The organism is Hominenteromicrobium sp. (assembly GCF_046974225.1).
In the GTDB taxonomy this organism is placed as follows: domain Bacteria; phylum Bacillota; class Clostridia; order Oscillospirales; family Acutalibacteraceae; genus Hominenteromicrobium; species Hominenteromicrobium mulieris.
Window position 1 is genome coordinate 39,536 of record NZ_JBKWAE010000003.1, and the last position, 16,093, is coordinate 55,628.

The 16,093-nt window shown below is 55.3% G+C and carries 14 protein-coding genes and 1 riboswitch; of the genes, 7 read left to right on the forward strand and 7 right to left on the reverse strand.

Annotation, left to right across the window (positions count from 1 at the left end; translation table 11 throughout):
• The first annotated feature begins 13 nt into the window (after positions 1-13).
• Both scfB and ACLTX1_RS03205 read left to right on the forward strand, forming a co-directional pair.
• Positions 14-1,399: a thioether cross-link-forming SCIFF peptide maturase gene (gene scfB, locus ACLTX1_RS03200; RefSeq protein ID WP_412330454.1), complete on the forward strand. Its 1,386-nt coding sequence runs from the start codon at positions 14-16 to the stop codon at positions 1,397-1,399.
• Positions 1,396-2,730, forward strand: a complete 1,335-nt coding sequence (locus ACLTX1_RS03205; protein ID WP_308448668.1) for an aminotransferase class V-fold PLP-dependent enzyme — start codon at positions 1,396-1,398, stop codon at positions 2,728-2,730. The genes scfB and ACLTX1_RS03205 overlap by 4 nt, the downstream gene beginning before the upstream one ends.
• Before the next feature lie 320 nt (positions 2,731-3,050).
• Here the strand turns inward: ACLTX1_RS03205 and ACLTX1_RS03210 are convergent, their stop codons facing one another.
• From ACLTX1_RS03210 to ACLTX1_RS03225, 4 genes are all read right to left on the reverse strand, one after another.
• Positions 3,051-4,442, reverse strand: coding sequence for an MATE family efflux transporter (locus ACLTX1_RS03210; protein WP_308448667.1), 1,392 nt, complete (start codon positions 4,440-4,442; stop codon positions 3,051-3,053).
• Between the two features lie 121 nt (positions 4,443-4,563).
• Entirely contained in the window at positions 4,564-5,223 is a 660-nt protein-coding gene (locus ACLTX1_RS03215) for a class I SAM-dependent methyltransferase (protein ID WP_176820828.1), read from the reverse strand.
• A gap of 218 nt (positions 5,224-5,441) precedes the next feature.
• Entirely contained in the window at positions 5,442-6,050 is a 609-nt protein-coding gene (locus ACLTX1_RS03220) for a carbohydrate-binding family 9-like protein (RefSeq protein ID WP_176820829.1), read from the reverse strand.
• 199 nt (positions 6,051-6,249) lie between these two features.
• The gene (locus ACLTX1_RS03225) at positions 6,250-7,248 is read right to left on the reverse strand and encodes a glycoside hydrolase family 130 protein (protein WP_176820830.1); all 999 of its coding nucleotides are present in this window, start codon (positions 7,246-7,248) and stop codon (positions 6,250-6,252) included.
• A gap of 339 nt (positions 7,249-7,587) precedes the next feature.
• Between ACLTX1_RS03225 and ACLTX1_RS03230 the strand changes: the two genes are divergently transcribed.
• Complete coding sequence (locus ACLTX1_RS03230) at positions 7,588-9,765, forward strand: alpha-galactosidase (protein WP_412330455.1); 2,178 nt, start codon at positions 7,588-7,590, stop codon at positions 9,763-9,765.
• A gap of 276 nt (positions 9,766-10,041) precedes the next feature.
• On the opposite strand, the gene ACLTX1_RS03235 is transcribed toward ACLTX1_RS03230, so the two are convergent.
• The 3 genes from ACLTX1_RS03235 to ACLTX1_RS03245 are packed head-to-tail and all read right to left on the reverse strand — an operon-like array spanning position 10,042 to position 11,996.
• On the reverse strand, positions 10,042-10,719 hold the full coding sequence (locus ACLTX1_RS03235; protein WP_308448663.1) for a potassium channel family protein: 678 nt from the start codon (positions 10,717-10,719) through the stop codon (positions 10,042-10,044).
• Positions 10,720-10,731: 12 nt separating this feature from the next.
• The gene (locus ACLTX1_RS03240; RefSeq protein ID WP_412330456.1) at positions 10,732-11,352 is read right to left on the reverse strand and encodes a potassium channel family protein; all 621 of its coding nucleotides are present in this window, start codon (positions 11,350-11,352) and stop codon (positions 10,732-10,734) included.
• 8 nt (positions 11,353-11,360) lie between these two features.
• Positions 11,361-11,996, reverse strand: a complete 636-nt coding sequence (locus tag ACLTX1_RS03245) for an SH3 domain-containing protein (protein WP_412330457.1) — start codon at positions 11,994-11,996, stop codon at positions 11,361-11,363.
• 220 nt (positions 11,997-12,216) lie between these two features.
• Here ACLTX1_RS03245 and ACLTX1_RS03250 point away from each other — a divergent pair, with 220 nt between their 5' ends.
• From ACLTX1_RS03250 to ACLTX1_RS03265, 4 genes are read left to right on the forward strand one after another with little or no spacing between them, the layout of a single operon-like run.
• On the forward strand, positions 12,217-13,125 hold the full coding sequence (locus ACLTX1_RS03250; protein ID WP_316519514.1) for a (4Fe-4S)-binding protein: 909 nt from the start codon (positions 12,217-12,219) through the stop codon (positions 13,123-13,125).
• Between the two features lie 17 nt (positions 13,126-13,142).
• Entirely contained in the window at positions 13,143-14,126 is a 984-nt protein-coding gene (locus ACLTX1_RS03255; RefSeq protein WP_412330458.1) for an ABC transporter substrate-binding protein, read from the forward strand.
• Positions 14,119-15,102 (forward strand): FecCD family ABC transporter permease, encoded by a 984-nt coding sequence (locus tag ACLTX1_RS03260; protein ID WP_412266519.1) that lies wholly within the window; start codon positions 14,119-14,121, stop codon positions 15,100-15,102. Before ACLTX1_RS03255 ends, ACLTX1_RS03260 begins: the two co-directional genes overlap by 8 nt.
• Entirely contained in the window at positions 15,099-15,899 is an 801-nt protein-coding gene (locus ACLTX1_RS03265) for an ABC transporter ATP-binding protein (protein ID WP_308448657.1), read from the forward strand. Before ACLTX1_RS03260 ends, ACLTX1_RS03265 begins: the two co-directional genes overlap by 4 nt.
• 39 nt (positions 15,900-15,938) lie before the next feature.
• A riboswitch (ZMP/ZTP riboswitch) is annotated at positions 15,939-16,023 on the forward strand.
• The last annotated feature ends 70 nt before the right edge of the window (positions 16,024-16,093 follow it).

Sequence of the window (16,093 nt, forward strand, 5' to 3'; positions counted from 1 at the left end):
AAGGATTTTTTAGATGATACACCGTTATAAACTCGGCGGCATGAACATCGTGCTCGATATCTGTTCCGGCTCCGTCCACCTTGTCGATGAAGTTGCCTATGACATGATTGGCCTGTTCGAGACCGAAAGCCGCGAGGCGATTACCGCCGCTATGCTGGAAAAATACGGCGACCGTGAAGACGTGACCGAAGCCGACATCAACGAGTGCTACGAGCAGATTGAAGAGTTGCGCGACGCCGGTAAGCTCTTCACCCCCGATACGTTCGAGTCGATGGCAGGTGCCCTGAAAGCGAAAAGCGCCAACGTCGTCAAGGCGCTGTGCTTGCACGTGGCGCACACCTGCAATTTAAACTGCTCCTACTGCTTTGCAAGCCAAGGCAAGTACCACGGCGACCGCGCTCTCATGTCCTTTGAGGTCGGCAAGCAGGCGCTTGATTTCCTGCTCGAACACTCCGGCACGCGCCACAATTTGGAAGTCGACTTCTTCGGCGGCGAACCGCTGATGAATTTCGACGTCGTAAAGCAGCTTGTCGCGTATGCCCGTTCCCGCGAAAAGGAATGCGGTAAGCACTTCCGCTTCACGTTGACGACAAACGGCGTTTTGATCGACGACGGCGTCATCGATTTTGCAAACCGCGAGATGAGCAATGTCGTTTTAAGCCTCGACGGCCGCAAGGAAGTGCACGACCGCTACCGCGTAGACTACGCCGGCAACGGCAGTTGGGAGCGCATCGTTCCGAAATTCCAGAAGCTCGTCAAGGCGCGCGGCAACAAGGCGTATTACATGCGCGGCACATTCACGCACGCAAACCCGGATTTTCTCAAAGACATTCAGCAGATGCTCGACCTCGGCTTTACGGAACTGAGCATGGAACCGGTCGTCTGCGCACCGGGAGACCCCTCCGCGCTGACCGACGAAGACCGCGTCATCGTCATGGAGCAGTACGAAAAGCTTGCTGAGCTCATGCTGGAGCGCCGCCGCGCCGGCAAACCGTTCACGTTCTACCACTATATGATTGATCTCACCGGCGGCCCGTGCATTTACAAGCGCATTTCGGGCTGCGGCTCCGGCACAGAGTACATGGCCGTCACCCCGTGGGGCGACCTCTACCCCTGCCACCAGTTCGTCGGCGACGAAAAATTCCGCCTCGGCGATGTTTGGACAGGCGTGACGAACACGGAAATTCAGGCGGATTTCGCCTCCTGCAACGTGTACGCTCACCCCGAGTGCCGCGATTGCTGGGCAAGACTGTACTGCTCCGGCGGCTGCGCCGCAAACGCCTACCACGCCACCGGCTCCGTCCGCGGCGTTTACAAAGAGGGCTGCGAGCTCTTTAAAAAACGCATGGAATGCGCCATCATGCTCGAAGCCTCCAAGGCATTGGATAACAACGCATGATAACCGCGCCAATCTGCGAATTTGTGCGCCGCTACCGATATAGCGGCGCTTTGCGCATGCACATGCCGGGCCACAAGGGCACCGCGCTGCTCGGCCCCGAGCCGCTCGACCTCACCGAGATTGAGGACGCAGACGTGCTCTACCACGCCGAGGGCATCATCCGCGAAAGCGAAGCGAACGCCGCCGCGTTATTCGGCACCAAAAAGACGGTCTATTCCGCCGAGGGCTCGTCCCTGTGCATCCGCGCCATGCTGTATCTTGCGCTGCTGCATGCCCGCGCAAATCACAAAAAGCCCGTCATTGCGGCAGGCCGTAACGCACACAAGGTCTTCATGACGGCCGCAGCGCTGCTCGACCTTGACATTCGCTGGATCTACGGCACGGAAAGCGTCATTTCCTGCGCCATCACCCCCGCGCAGCTCGAAGACGTGATCGTATCGGAAAACCCTGCCGCCGTGTACATCACAAGCCCGGATTATCTCGGCAACATCGCGGACATCAAGTCCCTGTCCACCGTCTGCAAAAAACACGGCGTATTATTGCTCGTCGATAACGCCCACGGCGCGTACCTGCATTTTCTGCCCGAGCCCATGCACCCCATGCAGCTCGGCGCAGACATCTGCTGTGATTCCGCACACAAAACACTGCCGGTCTTAACGGGCGGCGCGTATCTGCACATCGCGCACGGCACGCCGGACATGTTCGCGCAGCGTGCGGAAAGCGCCATGGCGCTCTTTGCGTCCACGAGCCCGTCCTACCTCATTTTGCAGTCGCTCGACGCAACGAATCCGCTTTTAGCAACATCTTTTCCCGCACAGCTCAAAGCCTGTGCGGAGCGTCTTGACACGCTGAAAGCAAAACTCCGTGCGCACGGCTATGCTCTTTGCGGCGAGGAGCGCACAAAGCTCTGCTTATTGCCGAAGTCCTTCGGCTACACGGGCACAGCTCTGGCGGAAATTTTGACGCACAGCAATATTTACTGCGAGTTTTCCGACGCAGACCACCTTGTGATGATGTTCACGCCGGAGACCACACCCGCAGATTTTGCCCGTCTCGAGCGCGCGCTGCTCTCCGTTCTGCCCGCCCCGGCGATCCTTTCAAAGCCGCCTGTGCCGCCGCATGCCGAGCGTGTACTTTCCCCGCGCGAGGCGCTCTTCTCGCCGAGTGAAACGTTACCGCTTTCCGAGTGCAAAAACCGCATTTTGGCAGACGCCAACGTGAGCTGCCCACCCGCGGTGCCGCTTGCTGTATGCGGTGAGCGCCTGACCCCTGAGGTCATCTCCGCGATGGAATACTACGGCACCGAGCACTGCACGGTCGTTGTGGAATAATCACTATTTTAAAATATAAAAGTCTCCGTTTTCCTCTTTGATTCAGAGAAAGGCGGAGACTTTTTGCTTCTATTTTATCTTGTTTGAATTTCTAAAGACAGTCGCAGACCGCCTTTCAGGGAACCCATGCAACTGTGTTCCCTACGCTTGAAGCGTCCACCGGATGTTTCAAGCTACCTTTCTCATTTTGGGTTAGGCAAAAGGTGTTTCGTCGTTTGCGAACGACGACTTAGGGTGTTGCCCCAAGACCCCACCAACTTTCTCGAAGGAAGTTGGACAAAGACTTTATTCGTCGCTCCGCTATCGTTGTCGTAAACGCGTCAAATCTTAATTTTCAGCCATTTGCCCTGCTTCATTCTGAAATACCCAAGGCAGAATCGCATAAATTGGTCACCGAACAACCCAAGCCACACGCCAAGCAGTCCCAGTCCCAGCGGGTAGCACAGCAGCCAGCTTAAGCCCGGTCGGATAATGGCGACGCTGATCATAGACGCAAACGCGGTATACTTCGTATCGCCCGCGCCTCTCAGGCAACCGAAGAAAATAACCTGCGTGATCTGGAGATAAATGATAACGCACAGCATGCGCATAATCATCACACCCATATCGAGAATTTCCTGCTCACTCGAAAACAGGCCATAGAGATTCCTGCCGAAGAACAGGAAAACCATCGACATCACAAACGCGCAGAAAAGTCCGATTCGCTGACACATGGAGGCGTACAGCTTTGCAAGGTCGCGCCGTTCTTCGCCGAGACTCCTGCCGATCAGCGCCACAGACGCCACCGAAAGCCCATCACCGAGTGAGAACGTCAAACTCATCATATTCATGCCAATCTGGTGCGCAGCATACGCAGTGGTGCCGAGGTTCGCAACGGTGATGGCGAACAGCAAAAAGCCGATGCGTAGGAAAATCTGCTCCACAAACGCGCTGGAACCGACGTTAAGCAGTGAGCGCACGTCAAACCTCGAGGTAAAAAAGCCTTTCACGCCGCGGATATACACAAACGAGGACTTCGCGAACATGGAATGCAAGCTCATCGCGCAGCCGAGCACAGAGCCGATGACGGTCGCAAGCGCCGCGCCGCGCGTGCCGAGCGCCGGAAACCCGAAGTTGCCGCCGATCAAAAGATAGTTGAACACCACGTTCACAAGGTTAGAGACCATGTTCGTGCGCAGCGCGATCTTTGTGTTGCCCGCGCCGCGCTGTGCCGCGTTCACGATCATCATCACGGTCGTAAACCCGATGCCGCCCATGATGATTTGGAAATACTCCACCGCCGCTTCATGCGTATCGTCCGCCGAGCCCGCAAAGCGGATAATGGGGTCTGCAAACGCCGTAAACGTAACGCTGATGATCGCCGTCAAAATCACGGCGACCAGAATGCATGTTTTCAAAATGCGCACCGCGCTTTCGCGGTTCTGCTCGCCCCTACGCCGTGCAACCAGCGCCGAGATGGCCGTGCTCATCGACATAAACAGCGCCAAACCGATGAACTTCGGCTGCTGCGTCAGGCCCACCGCTGCAATGGCGTAAGAGCCCAGCGTGCTCACCATGATGGTATCGATAAAGCCGACGAGCGCCACCAAAAACGATTCCACCATCGAAGGCCACGCCATGTTGACGGTCGTTTTGAAAAGCGAGTTCGTAGACGGCAGCTCGCCCGTCACAGGCTCGCCGTGCAAAACATGCTGTGCGTTAAAGAGTTCCAAAAGTATTCACCCATTCCCAAAATAGTTGCTTTTGAAACATTATAGCATTAAAAAAGAAGCCGGTCAAGACGCGTACCGTTTATTTGTACGCAGTTCGACCGGCTTTTCAACCGTTATTTGTTTATTTTGTGGCAAGAAGCACTGCCGTGTTGGATTTCGCCCAGCACACGCGTACCTCTGCAAAGCCCGCTTTGAAAAGCAGCGCCGCTTCGCCCGCCACATACTGCGGCGTAAAGCAATAGTAATGCTCGTCTGCCGACAAGTGCTGCTCCTTGCGCTTCTGCTCAAACTCGGAACGGCAGAAGTCCTCATACATCTGCGTCGGCGCGAATTTGTCGCTCAACAGAAAGAACCCGCCCTTTTTAATGCTGCGGCACACGCGGTGAAACAGCTCCAAATTCTCTTCGCGGCTGTAATAATGCAGCGCCATCATGGAAACCGCACCGTCATAGCTTTCCGGCTCCAACTCATATTTAAAGAAATCACCACAAATTGTGCGGATGCGCTCCTTGTGCTCCGGCAGATTTTTCGGAATTTCCGAGAGCATTTTATCCGCGCAGTCAATGCCGTCCACATAAATCGTCGGGTTCTGCTCTAAAATTGCCGTAAGACCCGTGCCCGTGCCGATACCGATGTCCAGAATGTGCAGGTGCTCCTTCTTCGGGAAAAACTCCGCCGTGCGGCGAATGTAGCCGTCTTCATCCTCTGCGCTGCGTTTCAAGCGCTCGTCATAAGACTCCACCGCGCCGTTAAAATAACTGTCGATCCTTTCCAGTGGCATATGCACACCAATCCTTTCCTGCCGACGCAATACTCTAAACGATAGTTTTGCGTCAGGCGCATAAGCTATGCAAAACTTTTGCGATATTTTTCATTTACCCATTATTACTATTTTACTGGAAATTCGCTCACCTTGCAACTTGGAAAAACGACAATTCTGCGCGGGCTTCGGCAAAAGATATTGGACTAATCCATGAATATCCCGCTGAATACCGCGGTTTACGCGAAGATCATGCGGCCAAAGTCCTGCGGACGATGGAAATCCGGCGTTTCGCTCGTCGTCTCATTCCACATCATATAGTGCGGCTGCACGGTGAGGTCGCCGCATTTAAAGCAGTTCGCGCGGATCACACGCCCGCTTTTGAAGTCGTAATCGGGGTAAAATACATGCAGAAATTCGAGCGGAATTTCATAAAAGATTTCCCACCCATCCGCCGTTTTGTTCGTGCGGATGTTAAAAAGCTTCTTGTGGTCTTCCGGGATCAAACGGATGCTGTCTGCTCTGCCGTGGCCGAAGCCAAGGAAAATCGCGCCGTTCAAGTTCAGCTCAATGTTAAAATACCGCCCGTCCTCCGGCACCGGGGAGAAGAAAAACTCCATGCAGCTGTCCGTGCAGATACTGCCGAGCTTATCGGTCAGCTCCGCGCGGATGTTCTTTTCGTGCGCCACTTGGTGCACGTAGATTTTCTCGTCGTCGTGGCAGATCTGCTGCTCCATGCGCACACCCGCGTCCGGCAACCAACAAACATTGTCCACCTGCAGCTCCGGCACCTTTGTCCAGTCCGGCGCACCCACCGTTTTCTCAATGACATACTCTTTCATATTCATACAGCTCCTAACCGTTTTCCGCCCATCGCGGTTTTCCATAGCTTCATCATACCAGATTTTGCCGTAAAATACAACAATTCCATAAAAAACAGGCGCTCCCGAAAAACGGAAGCGCCTGCGAAAAAGCTATTCTAATTTAAACAAAGCGATCAAGACAACAGTGTGCTAAGCCGTCAGGCGGTCTTTGTACAATGGTGTCTTATACTTCGTGCGGGTACTTTCTCATGTAGGAAAGCAGCTCGTCAACGGTGGTGAAGGCCATGCCGGTGACGGTGTCGGCAGCACCATAGTAGATGGTGATGCGGCCGGTGTCGGCATCGGTCAGGGTAGCGCACGGGAACGTAACGTTCGGCACGTCACCGGTGAGCTCATAGCTCTCTTCCGGACCGAAGACATAGAAGTTGCCTCTTTCCTTCACGATCCACGGCTTCTCGTGGTCAAGAAGCGCTACGCCGAAGCGATAAACGAAGCCGTTGCAGGAGTTCAGAACGCCGTGATAAATCATCAGCCAGCCTTCATCGGTCTCGATCGGAATCGGGCCGGGGCCGACCTTCTTGGACTGCCAGCCGGAGTGACTGCTCGTGCCGAAGACATAGCGGTGCTTGCCCCAATACGTCATGTCCGGGCTCTCGCTGTAGAAGATGTCGCCGAACGGAGTGTGACCGGTGTCGGACGGACGGCTCAGCATTGCGAAGTTGCCGTTGATCTTCTTCGGGAACATAACGCCGTTGCGGTTATACGGCAGGTAAGCGTTCTCCATCTGATAGAAGGTCTTAAAGTCATAGGTATAGCCTACGCCGATCGTCGGGCCGTGGAAACCGTTGCACCAAGTGATGTAGTAACGGTCCTCAATCCAGCAAACGCGCGGGTCATAGCGATATTCCTTGCGGGTTACGCACGGGTCGCAGCCGGGAGCCGGCTGGAAGTCGATCGGCTCGTGGTTGATCTTCCAGTTGATGCCGTCATCGGAGAAGCCTGCGAAGATGTCCATCTCAACAGAGCGGTTGTCGCAGCGGAAAACGCCAGCGAACTTGCCCTCAAACGGGACAACTGCGGAGTTGAAGATGCTGTTGGAAGTGGGGATGAGATCACGCGGAATGATCGGGTTGTGGTCATAACGCCAAACCGGCTTATCGTAGCCCTGCGGCTTATCCTGCCACGGGATGTTCGGGAGTGCATTGCCGATAATTTTAGCCATTGTAGTTTCCTCCATTTTATATTTTTTCAAAAGACATTCGAAAGCGAACACATACAGTCCTTTACAATGTGTAACCGCTTCCACATCACATTAACTATAATACAAACCAAGAGAAAAGTAAAGCTATTTTTTCCGAAAAAGCCGTTTCTATCACAATTCCACCAAATTTCATCGCCGCCTTTAGCAAAATGCCGAAGCCCGCGCCGTACGCAGCATCACAAACCGCCAACTTTATGCAACAAATGCCTATTGCGCAAAAGCCGCATAAACGATATACTGTTGTTATAAACGGATATTTCTCTGCCCGAATTTTTATGTTTTCCCGAAAGGACCGATCTTATGGCGATTTTATTTGATGCCGAAAAGAAAATTTTCAAGCTGGATACCGCTTCCTCCAGTTACGTTTTTGCCGTGCATGACAGCGGCCGCCTGCTGCACCTCTACTACGGCGCATACCTGCCGGACTGCGACATGCGCTATTTATTGGACCGCGGCTACTTCGTCTCCTTCACGCCCGACGCCGCAGGCTACGTCGGCACGGAGTTTTCCCCGGATACACAGCCGAGCGAATATTCCTGCAACGGCACCGGCGATTTCCGCATCTCCGCACTCCAAATCCGCAACGCGGACGGCAATATCGCGACCGACATCCGCTACGTTTCGCACCGCATTTTAAGCGAAAAACCTGCGCTGCCCGGCATGCCGTCTCTGCGCGACGAAAACGGTGACAGCGAAACGCTCGAGGTCACCACGCTCGACCAAACGACGAACGCCGAAGTGAAGCTCTACTACACCGTTTACAAAGATCTGCCCGTCATGACGCGTCACGCCGTCGTGACGAACACGTCCGACCGCGCCATGGAGCTTGAGCGTGTGTTCAGCGCCTGCCTCGACTTCAACACGATGGATTACGACATGGTGCACCTTTACGGCAAGTGGGCAAAGGAGCGCACCGTTACAGAGCGCCCGCTCTGCCACGGCATTCAATCCATCCAGAGCAAGCGCGGCTCTTCCTCACACAACCACAACCCGTTCGTCGCACTGAAAGCCCACGACGCCACCGAAGAAAACGGCGAAGTCTACGGCATCAACCTCATTTACAGCGGCAACTTCTCCATTGAAGCCGAGGTAGATTGTTTGAATACCACGCGCCTTCTCGCGGGCATCAACCCCACCGATTTCACCTGGTGCCTGGAGCCAAACGAATCTTTCACCGCGCCGGAAGCCGTCATGGTCTACACCGATAAGGGTCTCGGCGAGATGAGCCGCATTTTCCACCGCACCTACATGAAGCACCTCATCAAAAGTCCGTGGCGCGATGTGGAACGCCCCGTGCTCATCAACAGCTGGGAGGCCGCATATTTCGATTTTGACGATGATAAGCTTGTCGCGTTCGCACACGAAGCCGCCAAAATGGGCGTCGATATGCTTGTCATGGACGACGGTTGGTTCGGCCGCCGCGAAAGCGACGATTCCTCCCTCGGCGACTGGTATGTCAACGAAAAGAAGCTCAAAGGCGGCCTCAGTTCCCTCATCGAGCGCGTCAACGCAGAGGGCTTAAAGTTTGGCATCTGGTATGAGCCGGAGATGATTTCTCCGGACAGCGACCTCTACCGCGCCCACCCGGATTGGTGCCTGCACGTGCCGAACCGTGAAAATTCCCCCGCACGCTTGCAGTACGTCCTCGATATGACGAGAAAAGACGTGCGCGATAATATCTTCGCGCAGATGTATAAAGTCCTCAGTGAAAATAAGATTGATTACGTCAAATGGGACTTCAACCGCAATCTGACCGAGGTCGGCTCTGCGCTGCTCCCGCCGGAGCGCCAGAAGGAGGTCATGCACCGCTTCGTGCTCGGTACATACGACCTCATGGATCGTTTTGTCAAAGCGTTTCCGAATATCCTCTTTGAAAACTGCTCCGGCGGCGGCGGACGTTTCGATGCCGGCATGCTGTATTATTCCCCGCAGATCTGGTGCAGCGACAACACCGACGCCATCGAGCGCCTCACCATTCAGTTCGGCACGTCCATGTGCTACCCTATCTCCTCGTTTGGCGCACACGTCGCAGCCCGCCCGCGCACCTCGCTTAAAACCCGCGGCAACGTCGCCATGTGCGGCACATTCGGCTACGAGTTAGACCCCAGAAAGCTCACCGACGACGAAAAAGCCGAAGTAAAGCAGCAGATCGCCGACTACCGCAAATATCACCGCCTTGTCCGCGAGGGCGATTTCTACCGCCTCGTCTCCCCGACCGAGAACGACTTCTACTGCGCGTGGGAGTTCGTTTCGCCGGATAAAACGGAAGCCATGATGACTGCCGTCGTCATGCGTCAGCCCGAGACCCGTTACTGCGTGCAGCGCCTGCGCGGCCTCGACCCCAAAACGTACTATCAGGACGAGGAGACCGGCACCGTCTATTCCGGCGCCATGCTGATGAACGCAGGCCTTAATTTGACAAGAGACGTCTACGAAGACGGCACCAGCGTCACAAAGCACTTTAAAGCTGTAAAATAAAGCCGCCGAAATCCATAATACCGCAACGTTAAAAGTCTTTGATTAAACTTTCTTCAGAAAGTTTATGGGGTCTCGGGGCAACGCCCCAAGTCGCGCTCCGCAGAGCGCGAAACACTTTTTGCCTCCACAAAACCAGAACCGTAGGAAACCCAGTTGCATGGGTTCCCTGCATGATTTGCCCCGCAAATCATTAGAATTAAATGAACAAAGCAGGAACCCCGTAAACACACAACGTGCCAACGGGGTTCCTGCTATATAAATCATAAAAAAATCGACTTATTTCTCATCCGCATGCGTGCTGTTCATCAGGCGGATAAGTGCCTTCTGTGCGCGTTCCTCGCATACCGCAATAATCTCATCGCCCGCTTGCAGCACCGTGTCGCCGCCCGGAATGATGAGTTTGTTATTTCGCACAATGGAAATCAGCAGCGCCCCCTTCGGGAACACCACCTCACGCACCGACTTGCCGTGCAAAACCGAATTCTCTCCAAGCGTCACGGAGCAAATCTGACCGCGGCCCTTGTTCAGCGATGCCACAAGATGAAACTCCATCAGGTTCGCTTCCTGCTCAATCATCTGCGCAATGATTTCCGTGCTGCTCACCGCATAATCCACGCCAAGCACACGCATTGTCTCCAAATTGCGCGGGTCGTTTGCGCGGGCAATCACTTTTTTCGCGCCGAAATACTGCTTTGCAAGCTGCGACGCAACGAGATTATTCGCATCGTCACCAGATATCGCAATAAAGCAGTCGGCGTCACGTACACCGGCGTTTTCCAGCATGTCAATGTTCGTGCCGTCGCCGCAGATGATCTCCACGTCCAGCGCGTTTGCAAGCTGTAAGCTGCGCGCGCGGTCGCTCTCGATGATACGCACCTCGTGGCGGCGGCCCTCCAAAATGCGGCGCGCAAGGCTTTCGCCCACCTTGCCGCCGCCCATAATGACAATGTTCATGGCACATCCCCCTTAATCAATTGCGCGGCTGTACACAATCTCGTCGCCTGCCTCGGGCTTCAAGGGTGCAAGCCCCGCTAAAACGAACGCGCCGCTTTTGCGGATGATGCCGAACACCACTTCGCCCGGGTTGCCGCGCAGTTCGTCCACATTCTTGCCGATCTGATGCCGCTCCGCCGGCCGCACGTCAAAGTCGACCGTATGCAGACCGAACTCGATTTTCTTGTTCATTTTTTCGCCGCTCAGCATCCGCACAATGCGGTCGCCGGCGTGGTTTGTGGGGCAAATGGTATGCAATCCCATATGCTCAAAAATCAATTCACGCGCGGGGTCGGATACACGCGCCACCACGTTTTGGATACCGAAGTAATCGCGCGCAATCTGCGCCACCGTGATATTGAGGTTATCGTCCGCCGTTGTCACCGCCACCGCGTCGCAGCTTTCAATGCCCGCTTCGCGCAGGTTGCGAATATCCATCGGGAACCCGCGGAATGTCACGCCCTCGAAATCGTTTTCCAAAAGCTCCAAGTCGCTTTCAATGTTGCTTAAAACAGAAACGTCCCAACCCATTTCGTCCATGGTGCGGGCGATTTTTCGCCCAAGCAGGCCGCAGCCTATAACTAACACATTCATAGTTTACCTCAGCGTCGCTCCGGATCTTCCGTATCGCGAATGGTCTCTGCCGTCATGCCGTCTGATGTGCTGCCGGAGCTCGTATTCTCTCGGTTACCGCCGTTTACGATGATAGGATTATTCGCATTCGGCGTCGGCTCTGCGGTGGGAGCGGGTGTCGGCGATGCCTCGCTGCCATTTTGCGCGTCACCGCTGTCCCCGTTGTCATCGGTCGTGCCGTCTTCCGCATTCGGGGTCGGCGAGGGCATCGCGGTCGCAAGTGCGGTCTTCTCTTTCTCACTGATCGTCACAAATTCCGCGAACACATACGCATTCTGTCCAAAGTAAGAGATTTCCACCCACTCGGAGGTATCGTCCTGTGCCACAACCTCGAACACCTCGCCGGCCTCTGCCGTGCCGAGAATTTCGGAATCCGTCGAAGCCTCGCTGCGCACATTCAATGAATCGTCGATGTCGTTGATGGTCGCCACCTTCACTTTTTCGACCGGCACGGGCGTTGCGGTAGGCTCCACGCTCGGGGAGGGGGAGGGCTTCGCCTTGGCGCTGCCATTGCCGCACGCCGCGGTGCCAAGGATTATCATGGCGCACAGTGCCGCCGTGACCGCCGTTTTCAAAATGTTTTTATAATGGATGCTTCGTTTCATAAAAGCTCACTTCGCCTTTCTTTTTTCGGCGCGCATTCAAAACGCCGCCGGAACAGAAGATGATTTGTTATTAGCTATTCTAACACAGTTTAAAGGAAAATCCAATACTTCGCCCGGTTTTTTCATTTCTTTTGCAAAAATCACCCGCATTTCTTGCCATTACTCCGAAAAGGGGCTATAATTACAGGGAATATTTTGCTTGGATATTGGAGTGTTCATCATGTTAAAACCCGAACAGATCGCGTCCGTCAAGGGCCGCGGCTTCCTCATCAATCGCGGCACAGAGTGCTTCTCCGGCCGTCTCGTCTGCGCCGGCGCGGTCTTCACCGCCGCCGACCTGCGCACCATCTCCGAGATTGCCGAAAAATTCGGCAGCGGCAAGGTGACGTTCACCTCCCGCCTGTCCGCCGAGATCGTCGGCATCCCCTTCGAGCAGATTGACGCCGCCTGCGATTACGCTGCCGAGCGTGGCCTCTACTTCGGCGGCACCGGCGCTAAAATACGTCCCGTCACCGCATGTAAGGGCACCACGTGCGTCTACGGCAATTACGATACACAGGCGCTCGCCAAAGAGCTGCACGAAAAATACTACGTCGGCTGGGCAAATGTCAAACTGCCGCACAAGTTCAAAATCGGCATCGGCGGCTGCCCGAATAGCTGCATGAAGCCTTCTCTAAACGATTTCGGCATCGAGGGCCACCGCGTGCCGATCTTCGACGAAGACACCTGCCGCGGCTGCAAGGTCTGCATGGTAGAAAAGTCATGTCCCTCCAAAGCTGCACACGTCGAAAACGGCAAATTACATATCGATGAAAAGTGCCTCGCCTGCGGCGTCTGCACCGGCAAATGTCCGTTTAAGGCTGTCCGCCACGAAAGCCCGGTCGTTTACCGCATTTATGTCGGCGGCACGTGGGGCAAGCAAACACGCATGGGCACGCCGCTCAGCCGCTTCGTCACCCGCGCGGAGATTGAGCCTCTGCTCGAGAAGACCATGCTCTGGTTCAAGGAAAACGCCATGCCCAAAGAACGCCTCGGCAAAGCTATTGACCGTCTTGGCATCGAAAAATTCGAGCACGACGTCTTCTCTGATGATCTTCTGAACCGCCGTGAGGAGATCCTCGCAAAATAATTCCGAAAGGATACCCTATGAAACTCAAGTCCCTCGCAGCGCTCGCGCTTTCCGCCGTGCTGCTCCTTTCCGGCTGCGCCGCCCCGGCGCAAAACGAAACCACCCCTGAAAGCTCCTCCGCCGCTTCCGAAACGACCGCCGTCTCTGAGCGCGTCATTACGGATTCCTACGGCACCAAAACGGAGCTCCCCGATGATCCGTGCGTCGTCTCCCTTTACGGCTCGTTTGCCGAATGTTGGCTGCTCTCCAGCGGTAAGCTCGCCGGTATTACCGAAGATGCCGTAGACGAGCACGGCATCGAAATCGATGACGGCACCGCGCTCGTCGGCACCGTCACGGAGCCGAATCTTGAGAGCGTCGCGGCACTCTCCCCGGATTACGTGATTTTATCCGCCGACCTGCCCGCCCACGCGGAGCTCGATTCCGCCCTCACCGATATGCAGATTCCCCACGGCTATTTTCACATGGATAACGTCATGGATTATGCAAAGATCATGCTGAATTTCTGCGCCGTCAACGACCCGGACGGTGAAAAATACGACGAAAACGTCACGCAGGTTTTAAAGCGCATTGAATCTATAAAGCAGGAGACAGCCGAAAAGCTCTCCGGACAGAAAGCTCCCACCGTCCTGCTTTTGCGCGCTTATTCCACCAGCGTCAAGGCCAAAGGCGAAGACACCGTTGCGGGCGCCATTTTAAAAGAGCTCGGTGCGCACAACATCGCAGACGATAACGAAAGCCTGCTCGAAGACCTCAGCTTGGAATCCGTCATCGAAGCCGACCCGGACTACATCCTCGTCATGACGATGGGCAGCGAAGAAAACGCCAAGACCTACATGGCAGAGAACATCGAAAATAACCCCGCGTGGAGCGAACTCTCCGCCGTGAAAAACGGCCGCTACATCTATCTGCCGAAAGACCTTTTCCACTATAAGCCCTTAAACCGCTGGGACGAGAGCTACGCATACATTGCAAAGCTCCTTTTGAACGAAGATGCGTAAGAAAATTTTATTTCCCGCAGCGCTTTTGCTGCTCGTTTTCTCCTTTGTGCTGAGCCTCTGTGTCGGCTCGGCACAAATTTCTATTCGCGAAGCTGTCTCTGCCCTGCAAAACGGCAGTTTAACGCCCGACAGCCGCATCCTGTTCTACGTGCGCCTGCCGCGCGCCCTTGCCGCCGTGCTCTCGGGCGCAGCACTTGCGGTCTCCGGTGTGCTCTTGCAGAATGTCTTAAATAACGCCCTTGCCGCACCGAACATCATCGGTGTCAACGCCGGGGCGGGCTTTGCCGTGCTGTTTTTGCTCGCCGTCTTCCCCACAGCCACCGCGTTTTTGCCGTTTGCAGCATTCCTTGGCGCTCTTTTCGCGTCGCTGCTCATTTATGCCGTCGCAGCAAAAAGCGGTGCTTCCCGCACAACGATCACCCTCGCGGGCGTGGCCTTAAGCAGTGTTTTCACCGCCGGCAGCAACGCCATAAAGACCTTTTTCCCGGATACCATCTATAATTCCAGCTCCTTTTTCATCGGCGGATTTTCCGGCATCGCGTACAAAAATCTCACCCCCGCGTGGATTGCCATCCTGCTTGGTCTGCTCCTTGCTGTGCTGTTTTCCGGCGAAATGGACGTTCTCTCCCTCGGCGATGAGACCGCGCAGTCGCTCGGCATGCGTGTGCAAGGAACACGCTTTCTCCTGCTCATGACGGCCAGCCTGCTTGCTGGCGGCGCAGTCAGCTTTTCGGGGCTTCTCGGCTTCGTGGGGCTCATCGTACCGCACATCCTGCGCCACTTCATCGGCGCGCGCCACCGCATCTTAGTGCCGCTTTCGGCCCTCTTCGGCGCGTCGTTCGTCTTATTGTGCGATACCCTCAGCCGCACGCTGTTTTCCCCGTATGAGATTCCCGTCGGCATCGTACTGTCGCTGCTCGGCGGCCCGTTCTTCCTTTTCCTCATCGTGCGCAAAAAAGGAGGAAAACTCGAATGAACCGAAACCTTTCCACCGCCTTAAAATTCGCTGACCTTTGCGTCACGTTAAATCACGCCGAAATTCTCCGCGGAGTCTCGGGCGAACTCCGCCGCGGCGAAGTCACCGGCATCCTCGGCCCAAACGGCTGCGGCAAAACGACGCTGCTCCGCGCGCTCTGCCGCCTTATTAAAGCGGATTCCGGCAGCATCACCCTGTGCGGCGGTACCGCGGAAACCGACATTGCCGCCCTTGCCCCCAAAGCTCTCGCGCGGCGCGTCTCGTTCCTGCCGCAGCAAAGGGCCGTGCCGGATATCACCGCCAAAACGCTCGTCTCCCATGGGCGCTATCCCTATCTCGGCTTTTCGCGCACGCTGTCCAATAAAGACCGCACCGTCATTCAAAACGCGCTTAAAACTGCCGGTGTGTCGGCCTTTGCCGACCGCCGCCTGCCCATGCTTTCGGGCGGCGAGCGCCAGCGCGTGTTCCTCGCCATGCTTTTAGCGCAAAACACCGACGTCGTCCTGCTCGATGAGCCCACTACTTACCTTGATGCGCACCATAAATTCGAGCTCATGGCGCTCCTCTCTACGCTCAAAGTGCAAAACAAAGCCGTCGGTATCGTCCTGCACGAGCTCCCCCTCGCGTTCAAGTTCTGTGACCGCCTGCTTCTCATGAAAAACGGCCAAATCATGCAAAGCGGCACGCCGGAGGAGCTATTAAAAACCGGCCTTATCGAGCACCTGTTCGGCGTTTCCCTCACCCCCGTTATGCTCGACAAAGAGGTGGAGTACATCGAACGTAAAATTCACAGTTGACATTTCGCACTTTTGCGTGTACAATAAGACCACAAGTTAAAGTACTTTTGTAACTGACGGAATACAAGATGGGGACATCGTGGAGCAAAAGTATGAAAATGAGCCGACCGTCTGGGCAGTGTTTTGAAAGCACTGCCCTGTTTTTATGTCAGCAGCTTCCAAAACAAGGAAATTTGCACGGCAAAACGCCGGAA